We start from the raw sequence: 11,869 nt of genomic DNA on the forward strand, positions 1-11,869 counted from the left end.
TCGGCAGGAGGTGCACGGATGGCTCACCCGAGGGCTCCGGGGGCACTCGCGACGGCAGCCGAACTCCTGGGCTGGTGGGCGGTGTTGACCGTACTGTGGATCGTGCTGATCAGCAGCGTCGACACGCTGGAGTGGGTGGTGGGTGTCCTCGCCGCGCTCCTCGCCGCCTGTGCGGCCTGCGGTGCGCGGCGCGCGTCCGGCGGCCGGTGAACGGCTGGACGGCCGCGGGCACGGCGCTGCTGCTGTTCGGCGCCGCCCCGGCGGGCTGGGCCGCGGCCACCGGTCCGGTACGGCGGCGGGTGGTCGCCCAGAACTCGGCGACCACGCTGGTCGCCCTGGCCGTTCTGCTGCTGGCCCAGGGCTTCGGCCGCCCCGCGTACCAGGATCCGGCCCTGGTGCTCGCGGTGCTCGGCCCGGCCGGGACGCTGCTGTATGTGCGGCTGCTCGCGGACAAGTTGGCGGCCGGGCCGGCCCTGCCGCGGTCGCTGCGGGCGGCGACGCTGCTCAACTACGCCGCCGTGCTCCTGGTCGTGGGGCCGCTGTGTGCGGCCACGGATCCCGGCCGCGCCGTGCTGAAACTGCTGGTGATCGGGGCGCTGTTGGCGCTCGGCAGCCGGGTCGCCAACCGGGCCGCGAGCGCCGCGGCCTCGTCGGGGGGCGGGCCGGGAGGGCCGGGCGGGCCGTTCGGGCCGGGCGAGGGGCCGGGTGCCAGGCCAGGAGAAGGGACGTCCGATGTCTGACGTCCCCCTTGCCCTGGCGCTCGCCCTGGTGGCCGTCGCCGGAACCGCCACCGTGCTGGTCCGCGACCCCGTACGCCAGTCGTTCCTGCTCTCCCTCCTCGGACTCGCCCTCGCGCTGGTCTTCCTGCTGTTCCAGGCGCCGGATGTGGCCCTCTCCCAGCTGGCCGTCGGCACCGCGCTGACCCCGCTGATGGTGCTGCTGTCCGTCCGCAAGGTCCGCCGCCGGGCCCGCGACGAGCGGCGGGAGGAACACGAATGAGCAAGAGGCTCCGGCTGTGGGTGCTCCTCCTGGGCACCCTGGGCCTGGCCGCCCTCTTCGCCGCGGCGTGTGCCGACATGCCGCGCTTCGGCGGGCCCTGGCACCCGTACGGCGACCGGGCCGTGCACGCCGCACTCGCCCGCCGCACCGCCAACACCGTCTCCTCCGTCAACTTCGACCAGCGCGCCTTCGACACCCTCGGCGAGGAATCCATCCTCTTCGGCGCGGTCCTGGGCACCGTCGTCCTGCTCCGCCAGACCGCCGCCGAGAACCGCCTGTCCCCCGAACCCGCCCGCGTCTCCCAGCCGGTACGCCGCTACGCGCTCCTCGCCCTCCCCGTCACCCTGCTCATCGGCCTGCTTCCTCACCAACGTCCTCCCGTACGGGACCTTCAACACGCTCTCCTCCGGCGGCACAGTGCCCCTCCTCAATGCCGCCATCGGGGTGGAGGTGGCCTGCGGCGTCGTGGTGCTGCTGGCCCGCTTCCTCGACCAGGCCGTCGAGATCGAGGACGCCGGAGCGGAGTCGGGGACGAGATGAGTGTGCTGCCGTATGCCATCGCCGGATGGCTGTTCCTGGTGGGCTGCTACGGGCTCGCCACCAGCCGCAATCTCCTGCACGCCGTGGGGTGCCTGGCCGTCTGCCAGTCCTCGACGTACGTTCTGCTGCTCGCCATCGGCTACCGGGACGGCGGCACGGCACCGGTCTTCTCCGACATCGCCCCCGGCTCCCGGCCCGTGGTCGACCCCGTCGTCCAGGCGCTCGTCCTCACCGACATCGTCATCGGCGCCACCGTCACCGCGCTCCTCCTCTCCCTGGTCATCCAGATCGCCAAGCGGCACCGCACCGTGGACCCGGACGAGCTCTCGGAGCTGCGGGGGTGAGCGTCGCAGGGATCCTTCCGCTGATCGTGGCCACCCCGCTGGCCGGCGCGGCGCTGCTGGTCGGGGCGGGCCGGCGGCTGCCCCGTTACGCGGCGGAGGTGATGGGATGTCTGACGTCGGCGGGGACGGCGGCGCTGGCCCTGGGCGCGCTCGCCGCCACCCCGCCGTCCACCGTGCGGCCCGCCGAGTGGCTGGGCGGCTGGCGCCCGCACCACGGCAGGGGCGTGGGCATCGTGCTCGTCGGCGACCCCGTCGGCCTGGGTCTCGCCGCGCTGGTCTGCCTACTGGCCCTGGCCTCCCTCGCCTACGCCTGGCGGTACTTCGACGAACCGCCGCTGCGCCACGCGGGCTCCTATCCCGCCCTCGTCCTGCTGTTCCAGGCGGGCATGTGCGGTTTCGCGCTCACCGGTGACCTCTTCAACGCCTTCGTCTTCTTCGAGCTGATGGGGGTGGTCGCGTACGCGCTGACCGGCTACCGCGTCGAGGAGGCCCGCGCGGTCCAGGGCGCGCTGGTCTTCGGCCTCGTCAACTCCCTCGGCGGATACGCCACCTTGCTGGGCACCGCCCTGCTGTACGCGCGGACCGGCGAACTCGGCCTCGCGGCGATCGGGAGCCGGCTGGACGCGCACCCCGGCCGCCCCGGCGCCCTGGTGACCGCCGCCTTCGTCCTCGTCGTCACGGGTCTGCTGGTGAAGGCCGCGGCGGTGCCCTTCCACTTCTGGCTGGCCGACGCGCACGCGGTGGCCCCGACACCGGTGTGCATGCTGCTGTCCGGCGTCATGGTCGAACTGGGCCTGTACGGCACCGCCCGCGTCTACTGGACCGTCTTCGCGGGCCCCGGCGGCATCCCGGCCCCCGATGTGCACCGCGCGCTGCTGACCCTCGGTATCGTCACCGCGCTGCTGGGCGCGGTGATGTGCTGGCTGCAACGCCATCTCAAGCGGCTTCTCGCCTACTCCACCGTCGCGCACACCGGTCTGTTCCTCATCGGCCTCGCGGTGCTCACCCCGGAGGGCGTCGGCGGCGTGGCCCTGTACGTCCTGGCACACGCCGGAGCCAAGGCCGCCCTCTTCGCCTGTGTGGGCATCCTCCTGGACCGCTTCGGCAGCGTCGACGAGTACCAGCTGTACGGCAAGGGACGTGAACTCCCTTGGCCGGCCGGGCTGTTCGGGCTCGGCGGCCTGGCGCTCGCCGGACTGCCGCCGTTCGGCACCGCGCTGGGCAAGGCCGTCATCGAGGAGTCGGCCGGTGGCTGGGCGACGGCGCTGTGCGTCCTGGTCTCGGCGGCCACCGGCGGGGCGGTGCTGCGCGCGGGCGCCCGGGTGTTCCTCGGGCTCGGCCCTCGCCCGGACGGCGCCGCCGCCCCCGCCGGGGACCGGATCGGTGACGGGGCGGTGGGTGGTGGGACGACGGAGGGCGGGACGGGCGGGGGCGGGACGAACGGTGGTGGCACGACCGGTGGCGGCGCGAGCGCCGAGGAGACGACCGGCGAGAACGAGGAGCCGGAGACCCGCGGCCGGCTCTCCCATATCCCCGACACCATGCTCACCGTGCCCGCCGTACTGCTCCTCGGGGCACTGGCGGCCGGACTCGTCCCCGCCCTCCGCCCGGCCGTCGGCCACGCCGCCGACGCCTTCACCGATCACACCGGCTACGCCGCATCGGTGCTGCACGGCCATCCGGCCCCGCCGCTGCCCACTCCCCCGCCCCACTGGTCGGCGGCCGGTGTCCTGTGGGGCCTGGTGTCCACCGCCCTCGCCGCGGCGCTCGCCCTGTCGGCCGTACGGCGGCCCGTACGCCAGGAACCCGCGCGCTGGACCGTGCCGCTGCGCCGCCTCCACTCCGGCCATGTCGGCGACTATGTCGCGTGTTACCTGGCCGGGATGACACTGCTGGCGGCGCTGGTCATCTGACGTCCCACCGCGTACGACGTCCCACGTCCCATGAGGTCCGGGACGGCGCCGCCCCGTCAGCCGGTGCCGGGCCGTCACCCCGCCGCTGCCTCCCGCACCTCCTCGGCGATCTCCCGGTCCAGCGCCGCCCGCACCAGCGCCGAGGCGAACGCGGCCGTCTCGTCCTCCTTGATCAGCCGCGCCAGCTTCGCACCGTCCCCCGGCAGCCCCAGCCGCTCCGCGCCCTGTACGGCCTTCGGGTCCAGGAACGGGGCGAACTCCGACCAGACCCCCTGCACCTCCCGCAGAAAAATGGCGGCCCCCGTCGGCCCGACCCCCGGCAGCTCCTGCAGCGCCCGTGACAGCGCACCGGCATCCCCGTCGGCCGCCTCCCGCATCCGCCGCAGATCACCGCCGTACTTCTCCAGCAGCAGCGCGGCCCCTTCGCCCAGCCGGGTGGATGTGCTCTCGTCGTAGCGCCGGTATCCCCCCTCACCCAGCGCGTCGACACGCTGCTGCCAGGTGGCGTCCCGCATCCGGCGCGGCGTGCGCATCCCCGCGTCGAACAGGGCCCGCGCCGACGCGACCGCCACCGAGGCACGAATCCGCGTACTGAGCAGATCGGCCAGTACCAGGACCTGATACAGCGGCTGCGGGGTATTGCGCACCTTGATGCCGCACTGTTCGGCGTAGGTCTCGCCGTACCGGTCCAGCAGCGTCCGGACGACGGCACGCTGCCCGCCATCACCACCGTTCATGACAGCCTCCGTCAATCGACTCCGTCACCCTCGGTACCAGTACTTCATACCGACGTCCGACGTCTGCTGCCGTTTCCGTACCACCCGGCCCGTGGCACACCGGGCTGAGCGCAGCCTGAGATGTACGCCCCGGACAACCCGCCTAGCATGGCTTTCATCCCCGCCGGCACGCCGGCAGGCACCGATGAAAGCGGCTCCCATGCGCCCCACGGCGAAGTTCTCCATCAGCTTCGGCCTGGTCACGATCCCGGTCGCCGCCTACTCCGCCACGGACACCACCGCATCGGTCAGCTTCGTACGGATCCACACGGCGGACGGCGGACGGGTGCGCAACCAGCCGGTGTGCTCCCTCGAGGACGCCGAGGTCCCGCAGGACGAGATCGGCAGGGGCTACAAGGTCGACGGGGACACGGTCGTACCGCTGAGTGACGAGGATCTGGAAGCGCTGCCGCTGCCGACCGCGAAGACGCTGACGATCCTGGCCTTCGTCGACGGCGGCGACATCGACCCCCTCCAGATGGGCAAGGGCTACTACCTGAGCGCCGACGGCGCAGCCGCGGCCAAGCCCTACGTCCTGCTGCGCGACGCGATGGAACGCCACCGGCGCGTCGGGCTCGGCAAGGTCGCCCTGCACGGCCGGGAGACCCTGGCCATGGTCCGTCCGATGGAGGACGCGCTGGTGATGCAGGTCCTGCTGTGGCCGGAGCAGATCCGCCCGATGGAGGGCGTGCTGCCCGAGAGCGGGGTGGATCTCGGGACCAAGGAGGTGTCGGCCGCCGAAAGCCTGATGGACTCCTACGGAGAGCTGTCCGAGGACGACGTACACGATCACTACCGCGAGGCGCTCGAAGAGATCGTGGCGGCGAAACTGGCGGACCGCGAGCCGGACTTCGAAGCCGCCGAGGAGGAGCCTGCCGCCCAGGTGATGGACCTGATGGCGGCCCTGCAGGACAGCGTCCGCGCGGCGAAGAGGTCACGTGGCGAGGAGGGTGGCACCGAACCCGCCACCGTCACCTCGCTGACCGGCCGGCCGGCGAAGAAGAGCGCCACAGGGAAGACGGCCGCGAAAAAGACAGCCGCAAAAAAGACGACGGCGAAGAAAACGACCGTGCAGAAGACGGCGGCGAAGGAGACGGCGGCGAAGAAGTCCCCGTCCGGTGCCACGGCGAAGCGTACGGGCGCCCGTACGGCCAAGGCATCGGCGAAGGCACCGGCCGGTGAAACGGCCAAGGCGGGGAAGACGGCCGCGGCCAAGAAGACGGCAGGCAAGCCCCGCCGCCGGGCCGGCTGATCCCCTCGGCCCGCCCGCCCGATGGCTCGGGAGGGTCCGCTTCCCGGGTCACCGGAAACCTGGGTGGGCGGGCGCTCGACACCGTCGAGTGCCCGCCCACCCAGGATGTGACGCGGACTCAGCTCAGGTGAGTCGACCGGGCCGGGTGAGGCGTAAGGCCCCGGTCGTACTCGAGCTGGCTGTACTCGCTGGCGGCGTTCAACACGCCCTGCACCACCGGCGCGACCCGCCCCAAGAGGCCCGGCGGATCGCCCGGCTTGACGGCATCGGCTGCCTGCGCGGGGGATGCGAGGCCACCGAGTACTCCGGCGGCCAGGACGATCACGCCGGACACGTGACTACGACGCACTGAACTCTCCCAACTGAAGTCTGATGCAGGTTGGCAGGCCCGGCAGCAGGCCGAACCCGCGGTGCTAACCGACCCGGCCGCCGTTCGGTCACTGATGTTTACGCCTTTGGGCTGTCAAAAGGTGAGATCGCACAGGTTGTCGGGTCTGCGTGGCCCGAACGGCCCGTTCCATGTTCCAGGCCAATTCCGGGCCACCTCACGCCACCGCGCTCCTGGACGCCGAGGCAGCAGACCACGGACCGGCGTCAGCTACCGGACAGGGCGGGCACGAGCAGGTCGGCCGCGAAGTCCTCGACCGGGCGCGGCCGGCGGCCGAGTACGCGCTGAACGCCGTCGCCGAGACCTGCCACGCCCTCCCGGCGATAGTTCGCGTACAGGCCGTACAGACCGTCGATGACCCACGGCGGGACTCCGCGGTCCGCCATCGCCGCCCGCCAGGCGTCGTCGAGCGGCACGTCGACGTACCGCACCGGCCTGCCCACCACGGTGCCGAAGCGGGCGGCGAGCTGCGGCAGCGTCAGGGCCTGCGGACCGCTGATCTCGATCTCACCGCCGACCGGGCGGTCCGCCAGCAGCTCGGCGACCGCGACCGCCGCGATGTCCCGCACGTCCACATATCCGCGGGCGCCGGGTCCGGCGGGATCGGCGAGCGTGCCCTCGGCGATCGAGGCCGCTGCCGGAAGGAAGTTCTGCAGGAAACGGTCCGGCTGAAGGACGGTCAGTTCCGGGACGCCGGTCCGGCGCAGCCGTTCGGTGATCGTGTCGTGGGCGCCGGTGACGGCGTCCGGGACGATGGCGTCACCGGTGAACCTCCGGGCACCGAGCTTGACGATCCGGCGCGCGCCCGCCTCGAGGGCGGCGGTTCCGAGCTGCGTTTCGACGGCCACCTGGTCCTCGGCGAAGGGATGCGCGAGGTAGAGCCGGTCCACGCCGGCGACCGCGCCCCGCACATCCGCCGCATCGGCGGCGTCCCCGCGGAAGACCTCGCCGCGCACCTCGCCCAGTGCCCTGGCGCTGCCCTCGGAGCGTACGAAGAACCGCACATCGCGCCGGTCGCGCAGTGCCGCGGTCACATGGCGTCCCACCGCACCGTTCGGCGTAGTGATCAAGATGGTCATCGATACCGGCCCCCTTGTGCATGCGATTGCGTATGCGATCAAGAACTCCTTCCGCTCCAACACCCCTCAGCCGTCGTCGAATTCCCGGCCATCGGCCCGTCGTCCCCAGCACCCCGGGGACCGGTCCCCCAACCCCCTGCCCGCCCTACCCGCCCTGCCCGTTCAGGCCCGCCAGCGACGCGGCGCGGGTGAGCAGGTCGATGAGCATGGCGGAGGTGAGTCTGCCGGTGAAGGTGTTGCGCTGGCTGGGGTGGTAGCTCCCCAGCACATGCAGGGGCGGGCCGTCGCCGGGTCCGGGCAGGACCAGGTGCGCGCCGTGGGCGAAAGCGGGGCGGGGGCGCGGGAGCGGGCGGCCTGTGTCCTGGAGAACGGGCAGCAGGGTCTGCCAGCCGAAGGCGCCGAGCGCAACGACGGCCTTCAGGCTCGGGGCGAGGAGTTCCAGTTCCTTCGCCAGCCATGGCCGGCAGGTGGTGCGCTCGTCCGGGGTCGGCTTGTTCTGTGGTGGGGCGCAGTGGACGGGCGCGGTGATCCGCACCCCGTACAGCTCCAGCCCGTCCCCCCGGTGTGTGGCCCCGGGCCGGGAGGCGAGACCGACGGCATGCAGCGCGGCGAAGAGGAAGTCGCCGGAGGCGTCCCCGGTGAACATGCGGCCCGTACGGTTGGCGCCATGCGCGGCCGGTGCCAGTCCGATCACCGCCAGCGCGGCATCCGGCGGGCCGAATCCCGGTACCGGCTTCGCCCAGTACTGCCAGTCGCGGAACGCCGCGCGCCGGGTCCTGCCCGCTTCCTCCCGCCATGCCACGAGCCTGGGGCAGGCCCGGCACCTGATCAGATGCGCGTCGAGTTCGTCCAGTCCGCCGGAGCGCGCCGCGCGATGCGCCGGGAACGCGCGATCGGTGGTGGGCGGGGGCTCGCCCGCTTCCCGGGGGCTCTGCATTCCGCCACGCTAGCCTCCCGGCGGACGGCTGCCCTGCAGCTGCTGCCGTGCCGGGCATCCGCGGCGTCAGGCGGCGAGGACCTTGTCCACGAACAGGTGCACGTTGGTGAGGGTGCGGGTGATGCGCTCGTCCAGGGTGAGTGACTCCTCGTAGCGCAGCAGCCCGGTCTGCTTCTTGCCGCGGAGGTAGAGGGAGCAGGCGAGGTCGGAGCAGAAGTATGCGCCGACGGTGTTGCCCTGGCGGCCGGAGGCGCCGGCCTTGGGGGCGGCGAGGAGGGAGACCCCCGATCCCGGATGGCCGGTGAGGCACATCGCGCAGGCGGTGGTCTTGGTGAAGCTCCGGTGGGCGCTCTGCGGCGTGCGGAGCGTGAGTCCGACGAGGTCGCCTTCGCGTTCCGTGACGAGATAGCCGCGATCGGGCGCGCCCGGGTCACGCCACCCCAGGAAGTCCAGTTCGGACCAGGCGAGTTCGGGGAGTTCCCGCGGCAGGCTGATCCGGCGTGCCTCGCCCTTGGAGCAGTTCACGAAGGAGGCACGTATCTCTTTTTCGCCGATCGGTTCCATGGCTGCGGAAGCTAACACTCTCCTCTGACCTGCGTCGCGGCATTTTTGTTCCGCCGGTTTGCGGGCTTTGGCCTGCGCTGCGGCGACGGGCGCCGGGCTCGGCGGGCACCCGGCTCCCCGTTCGAGGAGACCGCCTCAAGGAGACCAGCCTCGAGGTGGCCGGGCTCCGCAATCCGGCCCGGCCTGGCGCGCTTCGAGGCGCCGGTCGTCCGCGGGCCCACGTGCGGAATACTGCCGTGGAGAACTGCCGGCATGGGTGGGGGCATTGGTGCGACCGTTGGCGAAGGGCGATCCGCGGGGGATCGGGCCGTTCCGGATCGTCGGGCTGCTCGGGGGCGGCGGCATGGGGCGGGTCTATCTCGGCCGCGCGGCGGACGGGCGGACGGTGGCGGTGAAGACCGCGCGGTCGGAACTGGCCGACGACCGGGGTTTCCGGACGCGTTTCGCCCGTGAGGTGGCCGCCGCACAGCGGGTGGGCGGGCCGTTCGTGGCGCCGGTGGTCGACGCCGCGCCGCATGACGACGTGCCCTGGATGGCGACCGACTATGTGCCGGGGATCTCGCTGGCCGACGCCGTGCACGACTGCGGGCCGCTGCCCGAGCAGACGGTGCGGCTCCTGACGGCGGGCCTGCTGCAGGCCCTGACGGCGGTGCATGCGCACGGCCTGGTGCACCGCGACCTCAAGCCGTCGAACATTCTGCTCACCGCCGAGGGCCCGCGCGTCATCGACTTCGGCATCGCGTACTCCGCCGCGGACACCGCTCTGACGGTGACGGGTACCGCCCTCGGCACCCCCGGGTTCATGGCGCCCGAGCAACTCGTCATGACGGGCCCCGAGATCACGGGCGCGGCGGATGTGTTCGCGCTCGGCGGGGTGATCGTGTTCGCGGCGACGGGCGGCGGCCCGTACGGCAGCGCCGAGCCGCAGATCCTCCTGTACCGGACCGTGCACGAGGAGCCCCGGCTCGATGAACTCCCCGAAGGGCTACGGGAGTTGACCGCTGCCTGTCTGGCGAAGGAGCCGGAGCGGCGGCCCGCTCTCCCCGTCCTCATGGCGCAGGTGGGCGCACCGGGCCCGTACGGCCACTGGCTGCCGGAGCCCGTGGCCGTACAGCTGCGGCGTCTGTCGGCGCAGCTCGGCGATGCGTTCTCCCCGGACACCTTCGCGCTGCGGCCGTCGGCCGAGGAGCCCACCGACGTCCCTTACGACCAGCTGCCGACCCGTACGACGGCGGCCGGCGCACCGCCCCGGCCGCCGTACGGCGCGACGCCGCCGCGGCCCGCGGAGGCCCCGGCGCCCCCGCTGCCCGCCACTCCGCCCCAGGGCCAGTACGGTCCCACTCCGCCCCTGGGGCCGCCCGGCACCACCCCGGCCCGGCTGCCGCACCCCCCTGGGCAGCCCGCGTCCCCGGGGCTGAGCCGGCGCCGTGTGCTCGCCGCGCTGTCCGCCGTCGGGGGCGTGGCGGGCAGCGGGGCGCTGGCCTGGGCACTGTGGCCGGACGGCGGGGGCGACGGCCGTCGCCGCACGAGCGCCGGAGACACGCCCGGCGGCACCGGGAATCCGTCCGGCCTGCCGTCGAAGAACCCGTCCGGCCAGAAGAACCCGTCCAGCCGGCTGCCGAAGGAGATTCGCGACAAGGGCAGGATCACGGTCGGCTCGGACATCAGCTACGCGCCCATGGAGTTCGTCCGGGACGGCAAGCCGGCCGGCGTCGATGTCGACCTCGCGAACGCCCTCGGCCGCGAACTGGGCGTGCGCTTCGAGTTCGAGAACGGCGTCTTCGACTCCCTTCTCACGGGCCTGAACGCGGGCCGGTACGACCTGGTCATGTCGGCGATGGCCGATACCAAGGCCCGTCAGGAGAGACGGGCGGGCGGCACGAAGTCCGGCAGCGGCGTCGACCTGATCGACTACTTCAGTGCCGGATTCACCCTCGTCGTCCCCAAGGGCAACCCGGAGGGCATCAGGAGACCCGAGGACCTGTCCGGCAGGACGGTCGCCTTCCAGCGCGGTTCGATCGCCGGTGACCTCCTGAAGGAGCTGAGCCGGAAGGTCCCCAAGGAGTTGAGGCTCCGGGAGTTCGACTCACAGGCCGAGATCTACGACGATGTCGCCAAGGGCCGGTCCTCGGCCTGCCTGGACGACTTCACGGTCGCGGCCCACACCGCCGCGACCCACTCGGGCGGCGACGTCCTCGAACTCGTCGGCGAACAGCTCGAACCCCTTCCGTACGGCATAGCGGTCGGCAAGACCAACACGGCCCTGCGCGACGCCGTGCGGGAAGCGCTCGACCGCCTCATCGTGAGCGGCGAGTACGCGAGGATCCTCAAGCAGTGGTACGTCGAGGACGGCGCGGTGGAGCGGGCGACCGTCAACGGGGGCGATTAGGGCGACGGGTGGGTGCACCGGAGCACTCTCACCTGCCGGCCGAGGAACGCGACCGCCTCATCCCGGTGCACCAGGAACGGGGACTGGAGGCACTCTCCCGGCTCCGGGAAATCCTGGACCTCGAGTGAGGCAGGTATGCCGTTTCCTCCCCCTCGGCCGACCCGTCCTCCAACATGAACCTATGACAGATGACTTGGTGCCGTTCCTCCACAGCCGCCTCGACGAGGACGAAGCGGCAGTGAAGGCCGCCGAGGGGATCGCCGGATGGCACTCCCCGGATTCGCGTGTCGTCATGGCGGACGGCTTCGACTTCCGCGGAGCCCACGAGATGTCCCTGAAAGAGATGCTGGAACGGGACGCATCCCTCATGGCGTTCGGAGGCGTGGCCGTCACGGACTACGACGCCGACGCGAAGTTCATCGCCCGGTTCGACCCCGCCCGCATCCTCGCCGAGATCCAGGCCAAGCGCACCGTGGTGACCGAGCTGGCAGGCTGCGCCTCCCTCGACCAGAACCGTGCAGGGCTCCGCTACGCCGCCCGCGCCCTGGCCCTGCCGTACGCCACCCACCCCGACTACGACCAGGCGTGGCGGCTGTAACCGCCCACGGAACCCCGGCAGCGCCAAGGCCATCTGGGTCCACGTGCGCGACAACAGCACGCGCGCGAGGGTCATCGCATGGAGATCTTC

The 11,869-nt window shown here is 72.4% G+C and carries 13 protein-coding genes and 1 pseudogene; 9 read left to right on the top strand and 5 right to left on the bottom strand.

Annotation, left to right across the window (positions count from 1 at the left end):
- The first annotated feature begins 18 nt into the window (after positions 1-18).
- The 6 genes and pseudogenes from ADL29_RS26880 to ADL29_RS26900 all read left to right on the top strand — a co-directional run bounded on the left by ADL29_RS26880 (position 19) and on the right by ADL29_RS26900 (position 3,796).
- On the top strand, positions 19-210 hold the full coding sequence (locus ADL29_RS26880) for a hypothetical protein (RefSeq protein ID WP_053926169.1): 192 nt from the start codon (positions 19-21) through the stop codon (positions 208-210).
- A complete protein-coding gene (locus ADL29_RS26885) occupies positions 207-740 on the top strand; it encodes a monovalent cation/H+ antiporter complex subunit F (RefSeq protein WP_078971315.1) in 534 nt (177 codons plus the stop codon). The genes ADL29_RS26880 and ADL29_RS26885 overlap by 4 nt, the downstream gene beginning before the upstream one ends.
- Positions 733-999: a hydrogenase subunit MbhD domain-containing protein gene (locus tag ADL29_RS26890; protein ID WP_046929296.1), complete on the top strand. Its 267-nt coding sequence runs from the start codon at positions 733-735 to the stop codon at positions 997-999. Before ADL29_RS26885 ends, ADL29_RS26890 begins: the two co-directional genes overlap by 8 nt.
- A pseudogene (locus ADL29_RS41560) lies at positions 996-1,539 on the top strand (Na(+)/H(+) antiporter subunit B). Before ADL29_RS26890 ends, ADL29_RS41560 begins: the two are co-directional and overlap by 4 nt.
- Complete coding sequence (locus ADL29_RS26895) at positions 1,536-1,883, top strand: sodium:proton antiporter (RefSeq protein WP_053926198.1); 348 nt, start codon at positions 1,536-1,538, stop codon at positions 1,881-1,883. The pseudogene ADL29_RS41560 and the gene ADL29_RS26895 overlap by 4 nt, the downstream one beginning before the upstream one ends.
- Positions 1,880-3,796, top strand: coding sequence for a complex I subunit 5 family protein (locus ADL29_RS26900; protein ID WP_053926170.1), 1,917 nt, complete (start codon positions 1,880-1,882; stop codon positions 3,794-3,796). The genes ADL29_RS26895 and ADL29_RS26900 overlap by 4 nt, the downstream gene beginning before the upstream one ends.
- A 74-nt stretch (positions 3,797-3,870) precedes the next feature.
- On the opposite strand, the gene ADL29_RS26905 is transcribed toward ADL29_RS26900, so the two are convergent.
- Positions 3,871-4,533, bottom strand: a complete 663-nt coding sequence (locus ADL29_RS26905; RefSeq protein ID WP_053926171.1) for an HhH-GDP family DNA glycosylase — start codon at positions 4,531-4,533, stop codon at positions 3,871-3,873.
- 199 nt (positions 4,534-4,732) lie between these two features.
- On the opposite strand from ADL29_RS26905, the gene ku reads away from it, so the two are divergent.
- A complete protein-coding gene (gene ku, locus ADL29_RS26910) occupies positions 4,733-5,824 on the top strand; it encodes a non-homologous end joining protein Ku (RefSeq protein ID WP_053926172.1) in 1,092 nt (363 codons plus the stop codon).
- Positions 5,825-5,942: 118 nt separating this feature from the next.
- Here ku and ADL29_RS26915 read toward each other — a convergent pair whose 3' ends face one another.
- From ADL29_RS26915 to ADL29_RS26930, 4 genes are all read right to left on the bottom strand, one after another.
- Positions 5,943-6,158 (bottom strand): hypothetical protein, encoded by a 216-nt coding sequence (locus tag ADL29_RS26915; RefSeq protein ID WP_053926173.1) that lies wholly within the window; start codon positions 6,156-6,158, stop codon positions 5,943-5,945.
- Between the two features lie 260 nt (positions 6,159-6,418).
- On the bottom strand, positions 6,419-7,291 hold the full coding sequence (locus ADL29_RS26920) for an NmrA family NAD(P)-binding protein (RefSeq protein ID WP_078971316.1): 873 nt from the start codon (positions 7,289-7,291) through the stop codon (positions 6,419-6,421).
- Positions 7,292-7,436: 145 nt separating this feature from the next.
- Positions 7,437-8,228 carry a uracil-DNA glycosylase gene (locus ADL29_RS26925; protein ID WP_053926175.1) on the bottom strand — a complete coding sequence of 264 codons (792 nt, stop codon included), beginning with the start codon at positions 8,226-8,228 and terminating at the stop codon, positions 7,437-7,439.
- A 66-nt stretch (positions 8,229-8,294) separates the two neighbouring features.
- Positions 8,295-8,792 (bottom strand): FBP domain-containing protein, encoded by a 498-nt coding sequence (locus tag ADL29_RS26930; protein ID WP_053926176.1) that lies wholly within the window; start codon positions 8,790-8,792, stop codon positions 8,295-8,297.
- 268 nt (positions 8,793-9,060) lie between these two features.
- Between ADL29_RS26930 and ADL29_RS26935 the strand changes: the two genes are divergently transcribed.
- Positions 9,061-11,181 (top strand): bifunctional serine/threonine-protein kinase/transporter substrate-binding domain-containing protein, encoded by a 2,121-nt coding sequence (locus ADL29_RS26935; RefSeq protein WP_245689646.1) that lies wholly within the window; start codon positions 9,061-9,063, stop codon positions 11,179-11,181.
- A gap of 181 nt (positions 11,182-11,362) precedes the next feature.
- On the top strand, positions 11,363-11,779 hold the full coding sequence (locus ADL29_RS26940; RefSeq protein WP_053926178.1) for a DUF6221 family protein: 417 nt from the start codon (positions 11,363-11,365) through the stop codon (positions 11,777-11,779).
- Positions 11,780-11,869 lie beyond the last annotated feature (90 nt).

Origin of the sequence: Streptomyces chattanoogensis (assembly GCF_001294335.1) — a bacterium.
Classification (GTDB): Bacteria; Actinomycetota; Actinomycetes; order Streptomycetales; family Streptomycetaceae; genus Streptomyces; species Streptomyces chattanoogensis.